The 18040-nt window shown below is 40.5% G+C and carries 14 protein-coding genes; 3 read left to right on the forward strand and 11 right to left on the reverse strand.

What is annotated here, in order from left to right:
- Positions 1 to 98 precede the first annotated feature (98 nt).
- Positions 99 to 3275 carry an amidohydrolase family protein gene (locus tag RDV63_RS10055; protein WP_313909367.1) on the forward strand — a complete coding sequence of 1059 codons (3177 nt, stop codon included), beginning with the start codon at positions 99 to 101 and terminating at the stop codon, positions 3273 to 3275.
- Between the two features lie 50 nt (positions 3276 to 3325).
- On the opposite strand, the gene RDV63_RS10060 is transcribed toward RDV63_RS10055, so the two are convergent.
- The 4 genes from RDV63_RS10060 to RDV63_RS10075 form a co-directional block, all read right to left on the reverse strand.
- Positions 3326 to 4789, reverse strand: a complete 1464-nt coding sequence (locus RDV63_RS10060; RefSeq protein ID WP_313909368.1) for a VCBS repeat-containing protein — start codon at positions 4787 to 4789, stop codon at positions 3326 to 3328.
- A gap of 115 nt (positions 4790 to 4904) precedes the next feature.
- On the reverse strand, positions 4905 to 5708 hold the full coding sequence (locus RDV63_RS10065) for a DUF1338 domain-containing protein (RefSeq protein ID WP_313909369.1): 804 nt from the start codon (positions 5706 to 5708) through the stop codon (positions 4905 to 4907).
- A 48-nt stretch (positions 5709 to 5756) separates the two neighbouring features.
- A complete protein-coding gene (astA, locus tag RDV63_RS10070) occupies positions 5757 to 6785 on the reverse strand; it encodes an arginine N-succinyltransferase (RefSeq protein WP_313909370.1) in 1029 nt (342 codons plus the stop codon).
- 4 nt (positions 6786 to 6789) lie between these two features.
- Positions 6790 to 7995 (reverse strand): aspartate aminotransferase family protein, encoded by a 1206-nt coding sequence (locus tag RDV63_RS10075; RefSeq protein ID WP_313909371.1) that lies wholly within the window; start codon positions 7993 to 7995, stop codon positions 6790 to 6792.
- 169 nt (positions 7996 to 8164) lie between these two features.
- On the opposite strand from RDV63_RS10075, the gene RDV63_RS10080 reads away from it, so the two are divergent.
- Positions 8165 to 8593 carry an Lrp/AsnC family transcriptional regulator gene (locus RDV63_RS10080; RefSeq protein WP_313909372.1) on the forward strand — a complete coding sequence of 143 codons (429 nt, stop codon included), beginning with the start codon at positions 8165 to 8167 and terminating at the stop codon, positions 8591 to 8593.
- A gap of 91 nt (positions 8594 to 8684) precedes the next feature.
- Here RDV63_RS10080 and RDV63_RS10085 read toward each other — a convergent pair whose 3' ends face one another.
- The 3 genes from RDV63_RS10085 to RDV63_RS10095 all read right to left on the reverse strand — a co-directional run bounded on the left by RDV63_RS10085 (position 8685) and on the right by RDV63_RS10095 (position 11414).
- Positions 8685 to 9110, reverse strand: a complete 426-nt coding sequence (locus RDV63_RS10085) for an HIT family protein (protein WP_313909373.1) — start codon at positions 9108 to 9110, stop codon at positions 8685 to 8687.
- Between the two features lie 133 nt (positions 9111 to 9243).
- Positions 9244 to 10098 (reverse strand): S-formylglutathione hydrolase, encoded by an 855-nt coding sequence (fghA, locus tag RDV63_RS10090; protein WP_313909374.1) that lies wholly within the window; start codon positions 10096 to 10098, stop codon positions 9244 to 9246.
- Between the two features lie 203 nt (positions 10099 to 10301).
- A complete protein-coding gene (locus tag RDV63_RS10095; protein WP_313910407.1) occupies positions 10302 to 11414 on the reverse strand; it encodes an S-(hydroxymethyl)glutathione dehydrogenase/class III alcohol dehydrogenase in 1113 nt (370 codons plus the stop codon).
- Positions 11415 to 11642: 228 nt separating this feature from the next.
- Here RDV63_RS10095 and RDV63_RS10100 point away from each other — a divergent pair, with 228 nt between their 5' ends.
- A complete protein-coding gene (locus tag RDV63_RS10100; RefSeq protein ID WP_313909375.1) occupies positions 11643 to 12287 on the forward strand; it encodes a DsbA family oxidoreductase in 645 nt (214 codons plus the stop codon).
- Positions 12288 to 12289: 2 nt separating this feature from the next.
- Here RDV63_RS10100 and RDV63_RS10105 read toward each other — a convergent pair whose 3' ends face one another.
- The 4 genes from RDV63_RS10105 to RDV63_RS10120 all read right to left on the reverse strand — a co-directional run bounded on the left by RDV63_RS10105 (position 12290) and on the right by RDV63_RS10120 (position 17929).
- On the reverse strand, positions 12290 to 12943 hold the full coding sequence (locus tag RDV63_RS10105; RefSeq protein ID WP_313909376.1) for a DUF1287 domain-containing protein: 654 nt from the start codon (positions 12941 to 12943) through the stop codon (positions 12290 to 12292).
- A gap of 84 nt (positions 12944 to 13027) precedes the next feature.
- Entirely contained in the window at positions 13028 to 14212 is a 1185-nt protein-coding gene (locus RDV63_RS10110; protein WP_313909377.1) for an acetyl-CoA C-acyltransferase, read from the reverse strand.
- A gap of 26 nt (positions 14213 to 14238) precedes the next feature.
- The gene (locus tag RDV63_RS10115) at positions 14239 to 16263 is read right to left on the reverse strand and encodes a S9 family peptidase (RefSeq protein WP_313909378.1); all 2025 of its coding nucleotides are present in this window, start codon (positions 16261 to 16263) and stop codon (positions 14239 to 14241) included.
- 145 nt (positions 16264 to 16408) lie between these two features.
- Positions 16409 to 17929, reverse strand: coding sequence for a fumarate hydratase (locus tag RDV63_RS10120; protein ID WP_313909379.1), 1521 nt, complete (start codon positions 17927 to 17929; stop codon positions 16409 to 16411).
- Between the last annotated feature and the right edge of the window lie 111 nt (positions 17930 to 18040).

Consider the following 18040-nt stretch of genomic DNA (forward strand, 5'->3'; position numbering starts at 1 on the left):
ACGTAATAGCTTACTTTTCGCCTTAACTCAATGCTATTGTTTATATCAATCTAGTAGATAAATCGACTAACCAAATCAGAATTTATAGGAAGGCTATTATGAAGCTATTTAAACCCTCCATTATCGCGCTTGCATTAAGCAGCTGCCTAATTCAGGCTGAAACCACCAGCGTAAAATGGGATGTTAATGCACCACAAGGAGAGTTTAAAACCGTTAACATCAATGTCTCGCAAGGTAGCTGGATGAATATTGATGTTAGCCCTGATGGTAAAACTATTGTTTTTGATTTATTGGGCGATATTTATACTATGCCCATTAAAGGGGGTGAAGCTAAAGCTTTAACCCAAGATATTGGCTGGCAGATGCAACCTAAATTTAGCCCTGATGGTAAATATATTGCCTATACAAGCGATGAGGGTGGCGGTGATAATATCTGGATTATGAATGCCGATGGCACCGACCCCAGAGCAGTTACTAACGAAACCTTTCGTTTATTAAACAGCCCAGACTGGAGCCCTGATGGTGAGTTTATTGTTGCCCGTAAGCATTTCACTGCTAGCCGCTCTTTAGGTGCAGGTGAAATTTGGCAATATCATAAATCTGGTGGTGCCGGCATTAAATTAACCACCCGTGAAAATGATCAAAAAGATTTAGGCGAACCAGCTTTTTCACCTAATGGCGATTATATTTATTTCTCGCAAGATGATACGCCAGGCAAAACTTTCCATTACAGTAAAGATTCTGAAGCAGGTATTTATGCCATTAAACGATTTGAACGTAATAGCGGTAAATTTGAGACCATTTTAAAAGGGCCAGGTGGCGCTATTCGGCCTACCCCGTCGCCTGATGGCAAGTACTTAGCTTATATCCGCAGAGTTGATTTTCAAACTAGCTTATTTTTGTATGACCTAGAAAGTGGCGAACATACAAAACTGTATGATGGATTAGATCGTGATATGCAAGAAACTTGGGCAATCCACGGTGTATACCCTAGCCTAAGTTGGACGCCTGATAATAAAGATCTTATTTTTTGGGCAGGTGGTGAAATTCATAAATTGACAGTTGCTAACCAAAAACTCGTTAAAATTCCTTTTACCGTAAATGCAGACAAACAAATTCAGACAGCTGTCCGAGTCAAACAAAACTTAGATCAAGATAGCGTTAACAGCAAAATGCTTCGTTTTGTACAGATTTCACCTAATGGTAAACAAGCTGTATTCTCAGCCATGGGCTATCTTTATATCACTGATGTAAAAGATCCTAAACCTCGGCGTTTAACCAAACAAGTGGCTGAATTTGAGTTTTATCCACAATTTTCACGTGACGGTAAGCAGTTAGTCTATACCACTTGGAATGACCAACAACAAGGCACCGTTAAAATTCTCAACTTACGTAATGGCCGTGTTACAAAGCTAACTGAGCAACCAGGGAAATATGTTGAGCCAGTATTTAGCCCTGATGGTAAAACTATTGTTTATCGTAAAGTGTCTGGTGGCAGTTTACTCGCTAAAGAATGGTCACTTAATACTGGTTTATATCAAGTTAGCCATAAAGGTGGTGATAGCACCTTTATCAGCAAAAATGGCTATGCACCCATGTTCACTGATGATAACAAGCATGTCTATGCTATGGATTACGGTAGCTCACCAAGCCTAATAAGAATTAATTTAACCAAACATAGCCAACAAACACTTTATACCGCTAAATTTGGTACTGAATTTAAACTATCACCAGATGGTAAATATTTAGCTTTTGCTGATCGTTTTAAAGTCTTTGTTACCCCTTTTACCGAGCGTGGCAGCCCAATTGATATCAGCGGTACCGATAAGCAATTCCCTGTTAAACAGTTATCTGTTCGTGCTGGCGAATATATTAGCTGGAGTAGCGATAGCCGTAATCTATATTGGAGCTTAGGCCCTGAACTTTATCATGCCAGCATTAATGGTGTTTTTGATACTAGCGAAACCCGTCCTTTCTCTGTAGAGAATGGCACTAATCTTAGTGTGAATATTCCAGCCGATATCCCTAAAGGCACAATAGCCTTTATTGGCGGTCAAGTTATTACCATGCATAATGACCAAGTTATTCAAGACGGCGTAGTTGTGGTTGAAAATAATACAATCATTGCTGTCGGTAGCCGCCAAGATATTGCCGTTCCAGTTAAAGCTAAAATAATCGATATTAGCGGTAAAACGATTATGCCGGGCTTATTTGATGCCCATGCTCATGGTTCTCAAGGCAGCAATCAGTTAATTCCACAGCAAAACTGGCAAAACTACACTTCACTTGCTTTTGGTGTTACCGCTATTCATGATCCTTCAAACGATACACGTGAAGTATTTACTGCTAGTGAAATGCAAAAAGCCGGAATTATTGCCGGGCCACGTATTTTCTCAACAGGCACCATTTTATATGGTGCTGAAGGTGCGGGTTATACCTCACATATTGATAGCCTAGACGATGCCAAATTCCACTTAGAACGCTTAAAGAAAGCGGGTGCCTTTAGTGTGAAAAGTTACAACCAACCTAGACGTAACCAGCGGCAACAAGTGATCCAAGCCGCCCGTGAACTAGATATGATGGTAGTACCTGAAGGCGGCTCCTTGATGCAGCATAATTTAACCATGATTGTCGATGGTCACACTACTATTGAGCATGCCTTACCTGCTGCAGCAATATATGATGATATTAAACAGCTGTGGCAAGCCAGTGAAACGGCTTATACCCCTACTTTAGTTGTTGCCTACGGCGGTATTTGGGGTGAAAACTACTGGTACGATAAAACCGATGTTTGGGCTCATCCAAAATTGCAAACTTTAGTACCCAAAGATCCCTTAGCTGCACGTAGTATGCGCCGCCCTAAAGCACCAGATCATCATTACAATCACTTTGCTGTAGCAGAAACGGCAAAGCAACTAGCAGATTTGGGGGTTAAAACAAATATTGGTGCTCATGGTCAACGCGATGGTTTAGGCGTTCATTGGGAGATTTGGATGTTTGCTCAAGGTGGAATGACACCATTAGAAGCACTAAAAACGGCAACCATAAATCCAGCAAAAACCTTTGGTATGGATCATCAATTAGGCAGTTTAGAAGCAGGGAAACTTGCAGACTTAATTGTTATAGATGGTGACCCACTGCAAGATATTCGAGTGACGGATAAAGTAACTCACACTATGGTTAATGGCCGCTTATTTGATGCCAATACTGTAGATGAAATTGGTTTGCGTGATAATAAGCGCCAACCTTTTTCCTTTGAAAAAAACAATTACTAAAACAGCTAAATTTAAGGCTATTAGCCTATTAAAAAAGCTAACCAACTAGGTTAGCTTTTTTCATTGTTTTTACTTAATAATAAAATAAGATGATTACGTTGCTCATTATTATCATGGCTAGAAAAAGGTAAGATAATATCGTCTTTATTATCATTATTTAAATCTAACACTTTTACTTGCTTAGCATCACGAGGTAATTCAACCTTAAGATCAATACTTCCTCGTTGGAATAAACGTTTGTTATCAGGTAAATAAAATCTTAACTTGTTACTGCCATCACCAAACAGCAAACTACTTTTACCATCAGCGTTTAAATCAACTAACTGCAGTAATGGCATATCAAAACGAAAGTTACCTATACTGACATCTATAGTTGCAGCTTGCCTAAAATCAGCTTTATTTTTATAGCGCCTATTCGCATCCAATAAATAAAAATCAACATCTAAACTGGCACTACCGCGTAATAACACTCTAATAATAGTGCCAACACCAAAGTGAGTACTTGAAATATAAAAGTCTTGCTTACCATCACCATTGATATCAGCAATTTTGACATCAATGGGTGATGAGTTGGTATTTATTGTGGTATCAGGCTCTGAGTTAAAGCTGATCCCTTTAGCAGTTTGCTGCCCAAAGTGAATCCTAAAGCTCGTTTTTCGCTCTAAAGCATCAATAAACTGCTCACGCTCAATTACCATGTCGACTATGCCATCACCATCTATATCGGTAAGCTTAGCTAAGCTATCAATGTTTTTACCGGCATAAGTATCACCGGCATCATTACGTTGATCAGCTTCTTGTTCGGTAGATACCCTTAAGGGCCAATCTAACTTTTGTGCCGTCGTTAAAAAGCTAGCATCCGACTGCTGGAGAAAAGCGTAAAACTGTCCCTCTAGTATTACGATAATATCTAGTTTGTTATCCGCATTAACATCCAACACATAATATGGCCGAGGTTGATAATTAGGCTTATCATTCCAGCTTCTAACTAAGGCTGGCACCTTTAGTGGATAATGAATAAACTGGCCATCTGCTTGCTGGCGAAATAATTGCAAATGACTAAAGTCTGGTAATATAAAGTCGCTCAGGTCTGAGCCTAAATTAACAACAAAATCTTTCTCTCTTAATCGTGAGCTATCTACAACACGATATAAAGATCCACTTTGCACTAATGGCTTTAACTCACCTTTTTCGGTAAACCAACTGATCCCGTCAGTGGTAATAAAAACTAACTGCTCACTTTTCTGCTGCGCCAAAGTTGCTTTAGTAAAAAATTGAGCCTTAGCAGGGATTGGTATTTGACTAACGGTAAAGTCAGATAAGGAAATTTGACTTAACCAGCGTTCAAACTGATTAAATCCCGATACAAGCAACTGCTGACGTTCTGGCAATGCTAACAAGCTACCATTAACAGGATGAGGTAAATCAATATCAACTTTATCTAAACGTACTTCGCTAGCCACTAAACTAGTACTTGATAGCAAACATACACTGACAAATAACCAAATCCGCATTCTGCTTTACAACTCCATAATAAACCCAGCTAAATTAATAACACAGTGACTATAGATTTGCTATAACAACAAAAAAGCCAGCAATTGCTGGCTTTTTTAGTTAACCGATTATAAGTTAACGCGCGTTGGTACTTTCAAATATTTTGTCCGCTGATGCCGCGACAAAACCAGTATACAACATACCGTTACTCATAGGGTAACGACGAGCAAACTCATAAAAGCAACTAGGAATTGTTGCAGTACCATCACTAAATTGCACAGGATATAAATCCGCTAGTGTTGATGATTGTTCAAGATAGACTTCAGGTGTGCCTTTAATTTCACCGCCTGAGGTATTTAGTAAATAGCCCGCACTTTTTAATGCACTATTTACTTGCTCTAGCGTCTGAAAACTCTGCAAATCATTAACATTAACTGTAAAGTGATTAGCGCGATAGCCCCAAGCAGCGACCCAAGCAGCATATTCGCTTTCGGCCAATAACTTTTCGTAGGTAGCTTGGCTTACTTGCCAGTGAGTGCCTGAGTATAAAAAGTTATCTGCAGTGACAGCCGACTCTGGAATTTGCTCAACTAAAGCAGTAATAGTTTCACGTAAATAATCAGAGCATTTATCTAACAGTAACTCTGAAATAAACACTTTAGGTAAATTACGATCCGCATGTTCATAATGCTTAGCATAAAGCTTTTTAGCCTCAAAGTGGTATTCACCGCATTCTTCATAACCTAAGGCTTTAAAATGAGCAGCAAGCTTTTCTAAGCCAACCTTTTCAATATTAAAAGTGCGTAAAGCTATATGGTCATTGATAATATCATCTTGTTGCGACGAGCCTAAAAGTTTATGCACGCTTTTTGCTGAAGGGGTAACTTCAACATAATTTTGCCATAAGTTATCAAAAAGCTCTTTTACATCTGTATGCATGGTATATAAATCTCACAAATTAATAATTAATACGACTTAAGGCTTAGCTTACCTTTTATCTAAATAGATAAATCTTGCCATATCACCTTGTTTAAGCTTAAGTAACTCAGCAAATTCTGGGCTTAATTGTAAAACCTGCTCTTGTTCATCATATTGTGCTTGTTTTGAAAAACTGGCCCTAAAGCCTTCTAACTCAGTGTTTGCCACAGCTAAAGTGCAATCGCCAGACACATCAGCTATTTTCACTGGAACACTGATACTTTCAGCAACCGATTTAATTTGTTTTAATTGCGCTTCAACCGTCGGCCCAGCGTCAAACAAATCAATATAGCCTTTATGAATAAAGCCTTCACTTTCAAGCATGTTAAGTGCAGGTTTAGTGTTTTGATGTACCTCACCTATCACTTGCTGTGCCTCTTCTGGCAGCAAACCAACATAAATTGGGTGTCTTGGCATTAATTCGGCAATAAAGGATTTTTTTCCCACACCTATTAGATGATCAGCTGTTGGAAAGTCGATAGTTAAAAATAGCTTTTGTAACCAATGCCAAAATGGCGGTTGACCATTGTCATCAGCAACCCCTCGCATCTCTGCAATAACCCGATCAGAAAAGCGCTTCGGGTGTTCAGCCATAAATAAAAATCGAACTTTCGATAAAAACCGCCCAGCATGATTGCGCCGATAGCTTTCTCGTAAAAATAAGGTACAAATCTCTGATGCCCCTGTGTAATCATTACACAGGGTTAAGGTTCTTAATTGATTAAAAACATTAAGCTCAGCACTATGGTGGACTATGGTATTTTGTTGAAAGTGATATAAAGGCGTGCTGGTACCTACAGCTGCTTCAATGCCTGTAGTACCAACTATTTCACCGGTTTCACTGTCTTCTAATACAAACAAATAGCCCTGATCACCTGGCTGATTGACATCAGAACGAATACTTTGCTCAGCATGGCTGATTTTTTGCGTTAAACGTTGGTCGTTGACCGGTAATGACGTAAAGCCATGACCGGATTCAATTGCAATTTGCTTTAAAGCCGCAAAATCAGCCTTAGTGATCGGTCGGATCACTAACATCTGCTTAGCCCTTAACCATTTTAGCAACGGCTTGCTCAAAACGAGCTAAACCTGCTTCAATGTCCGCATCTGGGATCACTAAAGAAGGTGCAAAACGGACAATATTAGCACCTGCAACTAGTGCCATTAGGCCTTCATCAGCCGCAGCTAACATAAAATCACGCGCCTTACCGGCATAGTCTGCTGTTAATTCAGCACCAATTAATAAGCCTTGGCCACGCACATCTGCAAATACATTATATTTTTCATTAATTTTTGCTAAACCATCACGGAACAATTGCGCTTTAGTCATTACACCGTCTAACACTTCTGGTGTATTCACAGTGTTAACAGCAGCTAAGGCAACAGCACAAGCTAATGGGTTACCACCATAAGTAGACCCGTGAGTACCTGGCACTAAATGTTTAGCAATTTCATCAGTAGTTAACATAGCACCGATTGGGAAACCGCCGCCTAAGGCTTTAGCCGTTGTTAAAATATCTGGAACAACATCATACTGCATATAACCGTAAAGCTTACCAGTACGGCCTACACCAGTTTGTACTTCATCAAAAATTAATAAAGCGTTATTAGCATCACATAATTCGCGAACGGCTTTTAAGAACTCAGGTGTTGCTGGTAAAACACCGCCCTCACCTTGCATAGGCTCAACCATTACAGCACAAGTTTTATCACTAATTAACGCTTTTAAGCTGTCAATGTTGTTAAATTCAGCATGTTCAATTGCAGCAGGCTTAGGACCAAAACCATCAGAATAAGCAGGTTGGCCACCTACAGTTACCGTAAAGAAAGTACGACCATGGAAACCTTGTTTAAAGGCGATGATTTGATCCTTTTGCTCACCATATTTGTCTTTAGCATAACGACGGGCTAATTTTAAAGCTGCTTCGTTTGACTCAGCGCCTGAGTTTGCAAAATACACTTTATCGGCAAAAGTATTATCAACTAACACTTTAGCTAAAGCTAAGGCTGGCTCGTTAGTTAAAACGTTAGACAAATGCCAAAGCTTATCCGCTTGATCTTTTAATGCGCCCACTAAGGCCGGGTGACAGTGACCTAAACAAGTAACCGCAATACCACCAGCAAAATCGATATATTCACGACCTTCTTGATCCCAAACACGTGAACCTTCGCCTTTAACAGGAATAAATTTAGCTGGAGCGTAATTTGGTACCATTACTTCATCGAATAAGCTTCTTGTAATTTGCATCGTTACCTCACTGGACAGGTTAATTAAGGCACACTAAGAGTTTTTATTTACTTTATAGTGACCATTGGTAATTTGTGAACTAGTATACTGGTTAAAGATGTCAATTTGCAGAGACATAATTAGCAATATAATAGGTTTATTATACATTTTAACGGACAATTAAAACGAAATGATAACAAAAGAAGATGAAAAATTGTTGGCTCTGTTAAAAAGTAATGCTAGAACCAGTATTTCAGATTTAGCTCGAGCCCTGAATGTATCACGCTCTACCGTGCAAACACGTATTACAAAGCTAGAACAAAGCGGTGTGATTAAAGGCTACTCTGTTGATTATGGAGATAAGTTTTCTGCAGCGTTAGTTTCAGCCCATGTCAGCTTAAAAGTAAAACAAAAGCTAACCGCTAAAACCAATATAGAGCTAAAGCAACTGCCACAAGTATCAGCGCTTTATGCCATTAGCGGCGAATATGACTTAATTGCCATAGTACAAGCTCAAAGTACCGAGCAACTTAGCCATATTCTGGACGATATTGGTAACCTAGATGGTGTTGAACGAACTAACTCTTCCGTTATTTTAGAAACCAAGTTTAAGCGTTAAAGAAGCCATATCTGTTATCAATCTATTATGAATTTAGCTTTTAAGCATCATAGCTAGCTTACCTAGCTATGAGCTGGGTGCTAGCCTTAAATTAAAGTACTTGGCTAATCTGTTCAGCTAAGGCTTTAATTTGCTCCATATCCCCCTTCTCAGCACTATGGCCTTTTAAATTAGCTAAATGCTCAGGAATTAAATGAAAATGTAAGTGAGGTACAGTTTGCCCTGCATCTTTACCATTAAGCTGCATTAGCACAACACCTTCAACGCCTAAGGTTGATTTTTGCGCCGACATCACCTTTTGCACTGTCGTCATAGTATGCGCTAGCATATCGGCAGGAATCTCTAATAAGGTTTCAGCGGCAAACTTAGGTATCACTAAAGCATGGCCCTTTGCTTGGGGCATAATATCCATAAAAGCTAAGCTAAATTCATCTTCATAAATTTTAAAGCAAGGCAATTCACCACGCAGAATTTTGGCAAATACATTATTGTTATCATAGCTATTATTTTGGCTCATTGACGGCTCCTACTAGCGGATAAAATTTGATTATACCTTTGTTACTGATAAAGAAAAGCAGCTATAGGCTGTATCACCTTAGCTGCTTTAGTTCAGACTCTACGTCTAAATTTTAGTTTAGGCTAACCTTTGCTTAAGCAAATAAATGCTTAGCATGAAAGCGTAAATGAGATTCAATAAAACTAGAAATAAAGTAATAGCTATGATCATAGCCTTCTTGATAGCGTATTTCGATATCCGCATCAGGATGCTGTTTCGCAGCCGCAATTAAGCTTTCTGTGCGTAATTGATCAGGAAAAAAGTTATCCGCAGTGCCTTGGTCAACTAAAATAGGTAATAGTGATGTTGCTTCTGTTAATAACAAAGAGGCATCGTACTGCTGCCATTGTTGTTTATCTTCGCCTAAATAACCTGATAATGCTTTAATACCCCAAGCAGCATTCATTGGATTACAAATAGGTGAGAAAGCCGAAATACTCTTATAACGCTCAGTATTACGCAAACCAATAACTAAAGCGCCATGCCCCCCCATTGAGTGCCCCGTTATCGCTCTATTTTCAGAAATAGGTAATTGGCCTTCAACTAATTGCGGTAACTCATGCAAAATATAGTCATACATTTGATAATGCTTAGCAAAAGGCGCTTGGGTGGCATTAACATAAAAGCCGGCACCTAAACCAAAATCGTAAGCTGCATTTTCATCATCAGCGACACCTTCACCACGCGGGCTAGTATCAGGAATAATTAAGGCTATTCCCAACTCTGCCGCAATGCGTTGAGCGCCAGCTTTGCTTGAGAAGTTTTCATCATTACAGGTTAAGCCTGATAACCAATAGACTGCTGGCACTTTTTTAGTTTCAGCTTCAGCGGGTAAGAACACCGAAAACTGCATTTTACAGTTAAGGCTATGCGAATTGTGTTCAAAGCGGATTTGTTTACCAGCAAACACTAAGTGCTCACTGACTTTAGTTAATTTATCTTGACTCATAAAACCTCCAAAAACACCGAAATACTAACTATGAACATAAGAAATATAATTAGTAATATTTAGCTAATAGATAGATTAGAACCTCATTTTGTTTGACACAGGTTGTCTGAGAGAGCGCTTGCGCGAACGAGTTACTGTGGCAATCAAGAATGAGTGTTGTAATCTATAAACTAGCCTATCGCTAAAGTTAATATTGAATCAGCTTAAAAATGAATAACAGTACGAATTGACTTGCCTTCATGCATTAAATCAAACGCCTTATTAATATCTTCTAACGGCATAGTGTGAGTAATAAAGGTATCTAACTCAAACTCACCTTGTAAGTAGCGTTCAACATAATCTGGTAATTCACTGCGGCCTTTAACGCCCCCAAAGGCAGTACCACGCCAAACACGACCGGTAACTAATTGAAATGGACGAGTTGAAATTTCTTGGCCGGCCCCGGCAACACCAATAATTACTGACTCCCCCCAACCTTTATGGCAACATTCTAATGCTGAACGCATAACGTTAACGTTACCTATACATTCAAAAGAGAAATCAACGCCGCCATCGGTCATTTCAACAATAACCTCTTGAATAGGCTTGTCATAGTTTTTAGGGTTAATCACATCTGTTGCACCCAGCTGCTTAGCAATTTCAAATTTATCTTCATTGATGTCAATGGCAATAATACGGCTAGCTTTAGCCATTACCGCACCGATAATGGCTGATAAACCAATACCACCTAAACCAAATACCGCAACGGTATCGCCCGGTTGTACTTTAGCCGTATTGATTACAGCACCCATACCCGTTGTAACACCACAGCCTAATAAGCAAACTTTTTCCAATGGCGCTTCTTTGTTGATTTTCGCTAATGAAATCTCTGGTAGCACCGTATATTCAGAAAAAGTTGAGGTACCCATATAATGATAAATTGGCTTACCATCTTTAGAAAAACGCGTTGTACCATCTGGCATTAACCCCTTACCTTGCGTTTCACGAATGGCTTGGCAAAGGTTAGTTTTACCTGATAAACAGAACTTACACTTACCACATTCTGGTGTGTATAACGGAATAACATGATCACCCACAGCAACAGAGGTTACGCCCTCACCTACGGCTTCAACAATACCACCACCTTCATGGCCTAAAACGGCAGGAAAAATACCTTCAGGATCATCACCCGATAAAGTAAAGGCATCAGTATGACACACACCCGTTGCAATAATTTTTACTAAGACTTCACCTTTTTGCGGTGGCATTAAATCAATTTCTTCAATTGATAACGGCTGGCCTGGGCCCCATGCAACGGCTGCACGTGTTTTAATCATTTCCATTTTAGTATCCTTTTAAATAATAACGAAATTTTAGATATGGCTAAGTATAACCTGAAATCAATCTTTTCTAAATCCACACAAATGGCACAATTAGGTAATTCAGTTTTACCGCATAGTAATAATACCGATATCATGGGGTAGCATGAGGCACTATACTTGAGACTGCTTTACAAACAGCCTATGCTGGCTTAACTGTAGTTATAAACTTTTAGGATTGCATTAATGCAACAGATTAAAATAGATTTAGTATCAGATATCGCCTGCCCTTGGTGCGCTATTGGCTATGCCCGCTTACAACAAGCTTTAAGCAGTTTACCGAATATTAAAGCAGAGCTTGAATGGCATGCCTTTGAGCTAAACCCAGATAAAAATGCGCCACAACAGCCTATTTTAGAAGCGTTAAGTAAAAAGTATGGCCGTGATATCAATGAAATGCGTGCGGCACAAGATAATATGATCACCATCGCAACTGAGCTTGGGCTTAACTTTGCAAAACTTCAGCAGCGTAATACTTGTAATACCTTTGATGGCCATCGGCTAGTAAAGTGGGCGGCTACTCAGCAAAAAGCTGATGCCATGAAGCTAGCATTATTCGATGCTTACTTTGGTCATGCTAAAAATGTGGCAGATCAGCACGTATTAGCCGACTGTGCAGAACAAGCTGGCTTAGATAAAACCGAAGCAAGTCACATCTTAGCGTCAAACCAATATGAAACGGAAGTTAATGACGATATTGCAAAATATCAACAAGCCGGAATTTCATCGGTACCCGCTTTTATTATTAACAATAAGTATTTAATCTCGGGTGCTCAAGAGCCTGCACAATTAGCCGCATCTTTACAACAAATTGCCGCTGAAATGGCTTAAAGTTAGTCTATTGCTGGCTGATAGCGGTAATGGCCTGTAATAGGATAAGCAAATAACATATCAGAAAGCTCTGGCCCTGAACCAATATTATGGACAATTAAGGGCCTTTTATTATCAGCCGATAATTGGTTAGCCACTATGCCAATATGCGGTAAATTGCCAGGTAACAACCAAGTGACAATATCACCGGCTTGATAATCACTGCCTAACTTACTTTGCCTAAGCTGCTCACCATGCTGGCTAAAAAATGCTTGTAAGTTAGGTACTCGACGATGATCAATATTGCTATCGGGCTTGGTTAGGCCCCAAATTCGCTTTGAGGGATAACGGGCAAAAGACTGCTGCATATCTTGATGCACTAATTGTTGTAAATCTATACCTAGAGCGCGATAAGTGCGAATAATAACATCTGTGCATACCCCTATATCTGCTGGCACATCACCATTAGGATAGGCAATACGTAAATAACGGCCATCATATCTAACTTGGTGTGCAGTTCGCTCTAAGGCTGCAGCGGCTAATTTCTCACTAAAACTTTGCGCTAGTGCCAAGCTAGGTAGTAGACAAAGTAGGAAAAATACGTGTTTAATCTGAAACAGCTTAACTTGAGATAACTTAGCCTGGTATAGCTTAGCCTGATATAGCTTAGCGAACATTAAGCGATCCTTGCAGAAAATAAAGACAAAAGCATTCAGCTAATTCGATAAGACAACTTAACCTAGCAAAAGTTCCCTTTAGCTTTAAAAGGCTTCTATTAACAAGGCTATACCTTGGCCGCCACCAATGCACATAGTGACTAAACCATAACGGCCGTTAATTCGTTGTAACTCGGCTAATAATTTAATAATTAATATCGAGCCGGTTGCACCAACAGGATGGCCTAAGGCGATAGCCCCACCATTAGGGTTAACTTTAACTGGGTCTAGTCCCAAGCTTTGGCTTACGGCCATTGCTTGCGCAGCAAAAGCTTCATTAGATTCAATAACGGCAATATCTTCTAGCTTAATTCCGGTTTGCTTAAGCAACTTTTGTACTGCAGGTATGGGGCCTAACCCCATTAAACTTGGCTCAACTCCAGCAAAGCTATAACCTAGTATCCTTGCTTGAGGCGTTAAACCTCGCTTTTCTGCTTCAGCCACACTCGTTAATACTAATGCTGCTGCGGCATCATTTAAACCCGAAGCATTGGCAGCAGTGACCACGCCATCGGCTTTAAAAGCGGGTTTTAGCTTAGCTAAGCTGGCTAAAGACGTATCAGGACGTAAGTGTTCGTCTGAGCTAAAAACACTCTCTTGTCGCCCATATTTAACCTTAACAGGCACTATTTGTGCCGTAAAATAGCCTTGCTGCTGCGCATAAGATGCTCGCTGATGGCTTTGCACAGCATAAGCATCTAAATCCGTTCGGGTAAAGCCATATTGGTTGGCAATGGTTTCAGCCGTCAGTCCCATATGGCCACTGCCAAAAGGATCACTTAAAATACCAAGGGTCAGATCAGCAACATTGCTATGGCCCATTCTTAGCCCTTGGCGGACCTTAGGCAGTAAATAAGCACCATTACTCATACTTTCAGCACCACCCGCTAAAGCAATCTGACTTTGCCCTAACTGGATAAGCTGCACAGCTGATATAACTGATTGCACAGCTGAACCACAAAGCCTATTAACATTAAAGGCCACCGAGCTTGGCAACAAACCACTTTGTAAAGCTATATCTCTAGCCAAGTAAGCATCAGCGGCACTAGTGGTAATAATATGACCAAACACAGCATGATCGATATCTGCAGAGCTAACCTTAGCACGCTCAATAGCAGATTTTGCTGCTGCTGTGCCCAATTCTGCAGGTGTTAAACTGGCCAAACTGCCCGCAAAACTGCCTATAGCCGTTCGAGCTGCACCAACAATTACCACCTCAGATAGTTTCATCTTGTGTCTCTCATTTTGTTACTCAATTAATTAGCTTTAGTATATTTCTCTAACCATTGAAACACTTCGTTATACCAACGCACCCGATTATCTTTATTTAAGATCCAGTGATTTTCATCAGGAAAGATAACTAACCGTGAATCAATACCTTTGCGCTGTAAGTTAGTAAAAGCACCTAAACCTTGAGCATAAGGAACACGATAATCTTTTAAGCCATGAATAACTAACATTGGCGTTTGCCATTTATCAGCAAATGCGGCCGGATTAAATTTATTGTAATCAGACCCCTCTTGCCATACTGGGCCGCCTAAATCACGCTCTGGAAACCATAGCTCTTCAGTACTGCCATAAAAGCTTGGCATATCATATAAACCAGCATGATTTATTAAACACTTAAAACCGGTTGGCCAATTACCTGCAATCCAGTTCATCATATAGCCACCATAAGATGCACCCAAGGCACAAGCACGGTCGCCATCAATCCAAGGTTGGGTTTTTACTATATGAGCAAAGCCTTTTTGTAAATCTTGTAACGGCTTATCGCCCCAATCGCGACTAATAGAGTCGGTAAAAGCTTGGCCATACCCTGTCGAGCCGTGGAAGTCGACCATAACCACCGCATAGCCTTGAGCGGCATACATCTGGGCATTCCAACGCACATTAAACATATTACCAAAGCTACCTTGGGGGCCGCCATGAACTAAGAATGCCATTGGATATTTCTTTTTCGGATCAAAGTTCCAAGGCTTAACTAAGTAACCATAAACCGTTTCATCATTCGCGCCGCTAAAGTTAAATTGTTCATAGTCACCAAATTGCACCGCATTACGCCAGTCGGCATTAATATCGGTTAATTGAGTTAACTCAGTACCATCTAAGTTTAGTTGGAAGGCTTCGGTTGGAAAATCTAACTTATGGTTAGTAAAAACTAATTTATCACCCGCAATTTGCAGTGAGCCAGCTGTCCCATCACCATAGACTTTACGTACATCACCAAAACTGGTGCTAATAGCATAAATACTGCGTTGGCCTACATCTTGGGTCGTAACAAAAATAGTCCGATTATCTGGACCAAATTTATAGTCAATGATAGAGCGATCAAAGTCAGCTGCTAACTCTTTACGCTGCCCGGTCACCATATCTAACAGCATTAAGCCAAAGCGATCGGCTTCTGCTTGTGGCTTTTTCATGGCTTTATACGCCATAAAACGGCCATCAGCGGAGAAAGAAGGCGCCGCATCCCAAGCTGAGTTAGCCGCTGTTAAGTTTTGCTTTTCACCACCATTTATCGACACCATAAAAATATCAAAGTTAGTGTGCCAAGCTTGATCAGCAGATGGAATTTTGGCACTAAATACTAAGCGTTGGTTATCGGGTGTAAAAGCCACCTCAGTGATACCGGCGATATCAGTATCCCATTCCGGCATTAAGTTACGTGCATCTTTAACAACACCTTGGCCTAAAGCCGCTATATGTAATTGATTACGATAGCCGTCTAGCCAAGTATCCCAATGTCTTACCATTAACTGATCATAAGCCATGGCACTGTCTTTTTTAGCGCTATCGGCTTGTTTAGCAGCCATAGTACAAGCTAGCTTTTCACACCCCGGCTTAACCGACAGCTCTAACACGATCTGCTTACCATCGGCTGACACGATAAAACCCGAAACTGGCACAGGTAAGTCGGTTACTTGCAGTGCTTCACCGCCCGATAAGGCTAATTGCCATACTTGATTAGAACCACTTCGATTAGTAATAAAGTATAAACTATCGCTCTGAGCTGACCATTGCAGATTATGTTCACGGCCTTGGCTTTGCGTTAAACGCGTTAAAGTATTTTGTTTGGCTAAGTCAATTAAATATAAGTCACTACTGGTATCAGCGGGGCTAAAGCCGCCATTGCTTTGACCGTAAGCTACATAGCGACCATCTGGCGATAAGGCAACATCATAAAGATTATTAACTTGGTTTAAATGCTCGACACTCAATGGCGCATTAGCTAACGCCGTACCACTGAAAAATAGTGATACCAGCAAGGCTGAATATTTCATGCTAACTCCAATTCTATAAAGAGATATGTTATTAAAAGCATATGTTTCTATTCTACTTTTAACCTAATGTATAATGTAAGCTCGGCTGAATAAAGTCCCTTTAAACAAAAAGGCCACTAAGTATCTAGTAGCCTTTTTATCACTATTATTTTGCTGCCATATTTTCTATGTTTACTTTCCAGATAGCAGGCCCTTGTTGATGGACATTATTCCCTTCGGAGTCCACCGCAACAGTAACCGGCATATCTTCAACATCAAACTCATAAATGGCTTCCATACCTAAATCGGCAAAAGCAACAACACGAGACTTTTTAATGGCTTTAGACACTAAGTAAGCCGCGCCGCCAACAGCCATTAAATATACGGCTTTATGTTGTTTTATACTGGCAACGGTTTTATCACCCCGCTCTGATTTACCAATCATACCTAACAAACCAGCTTGGCCTAGCATCATATCGGTAAACTTATCCATCCGTGTCGCTGTAGTTGGGCCAGCTGGGCCAACTACCTCATCACCCACTGCATCCACTGGGCCAACGTAGTAAATAAAGCGATTTTTAAAGTCGACACCCTCTGGTAAAGCTTCGCCTTTGCTTAGCATATCAGCAATGCGTTTATGTGCTGCATCACGGCCGGTAAGCATTTTACCGCTTAATAAAACAGTTTCGCCAGCGCGCCAGGTTTGTACTTCTTCTGGTGTCACTTGGTCTAAGTTAACTCGACGTACTTTGCTGCCAAGCTCCCAAGTCACTTGTGGCCAATCTTCTAATTTAGGCGGTTTAATATCCGCAGGGCCACTGCCGTCTAAATGAAAATGAACATGGCGAGTAGCAGCACAGTTTGGGATCATCACTACAGGTAAGCTTGCAGCATGGGTTGGCACACTATTAATTTTAACATCAACAACCGTTGTTAAGCCGCCTAAACCTTGCGCACCTATACCCAGCTTATTGACTTTTTCATACAGCTCTAAACGCAGTTTTTCATCAGCCGTTTCTGCGCCTTTATCTATTAGCTGTTGAATATCAACAGGGTCCATTAACGACTCTTTGGCTAACACGGCCGCTTTTTCTGCCGTTCCGCCAATGCCTATGCCTAACATACCTGGTGGACACCAGCCGGCACCCATTTTTGGTAAGGTCTCTAATACCCAGTCAACAATAGAATCTGACGGGTTAAGCATCGCCATTTTAGTTTTGTTTTCTGAGCCACCGCCTTTAGCTGCAATCATCACTTCCACTTGATCGCCAGCCACCAGATCAATATGGACAACTGCAGGTGTATTGTCTTTAGTGTTTTTACGTGCGCCAGCAGGGTCGGCAACAATAGAAGCTCGTAATGGATTGTCTGGGTTTAAATAGGCACGACGCGTACCTTCATCAACCATTTGTTGTACAGTTAAATCCGTTTTATCCCATTTCACATCCATACCAATTTTAACAAAACAAGTCACTATGCCTGTATCCTGACAAATAGGTCTGTGGCCTTCAGCTGACATGCGCGAGTTTATTAAAATTTGCGCTATCGCATCTTTAGCCGCTTGGTTTTGCTCTTTGTGATAAGCCGTTTCTAATGCTTTAATAAAATCCAGTGGATGATAATAAGAGATATACTGCAATGCATCTTCAATGCTATCAATAAAGTCTTGCTGGCGAATGACCGTCATAATTACTTGTCCTCTACGCTGTATGGGGCTATCTAGGCTACCTAATTTATAATAGCTAGCACTATATTTAACTATTGAAGTAAGTACTGCTATGATACCGCGCATCAGAAA

This window comes from Rheinheimera sp. MMS21-TC3, from assembly GCF_032229285.1.
In the GTDB taxonomy this organism is placed as follows: Bacteria; Pseudomonadota; Gammaproteobacteria; order Enterobacterales; family Alteromonadaceae; genus Alishewanella.